The organism is Vibrio thalassae, from assembly GCF_900089835.1.
GTDB classification, from domain to species: domain Bacteria; phylum Pseudomonadota; class Gammaproteobacteria; order Enterobacterales; family Vibrionaceae; genus Vibrio; species Vibrio thalassae.
In genome coordinates, this window is the sequence record NZ_OANU01000178.1 from 1 (window position 1) to 554 (window position 554).

The following is a 554-nucleotide window of genomic DNA, read 5'->3' on the forward strand; positions in this document are numbered from 1 at the left end:
AAAGAAGGCATCTGTAACTTTGCAAAGTATGACCGACTAACCAGCTCTATAATCGAGGCTGGCAATGTATCAATAGGATTGTTGCGTAGAAGAGCTCGCGGGATAAGAGATACCGAATACTTCAAACTGAAGATTAAACAGCTTTCAGTACCTGAGGTAAGTTCAATATTATACCCTTCTGTCAAGCTCATCTAAGCGGAGAAGAGCCATAGGATTGTTGCGTAGAAGAGCTCGCGGGATAAGAGATACCGAATACTTCAAACTGAAGATTAAACAGCTTTCAGTACCTGAGGTAAGTTCAATATTATACCCTTCTGTCAAGCTCATCTAAGCGGAGAAGAGCCCAAGAATAATGAGCGTGCAAGGTTTTGTATCCATGCTGCAAGACCACAAAGAAGGCATCTGTAACTTTGCAAAGTATGACCGACTAACCAGCTCTATAATCGAGGCTGGCAATGTATCAATAGGATTGGCTCTTCTCCGCTTTGTTGAGTCATAACGCAATACTTATGACTTCTACCATACTGACTAATAACCCTTTTTTAGTCAGTATG

At 41.3% G+C, this 554-nt stretch carries 1 protein-coding gene and 1 pseudogene; both read left to right on the top strand.

The window, feature by feature from the left end:
• A partial coding sequence (locus VTH8203_RS23515) for a transposase (protein WP_167385790.1) occupies positions 1 to 195 on the top strand: 195 nt, incomplete at its 5' end.
• A 142-nt stretch (positions 196 to 337) separates the two neighbouring features.
• Positions 338 to 472 (top strand): annotated as a pseudogene (locus tag VTH8203_RS25820) (ISL3 family transposase); the annotation flags it as partial.
• Between the last annotated feature and the right edge of the window lie 82 nt (positions 473 to 554).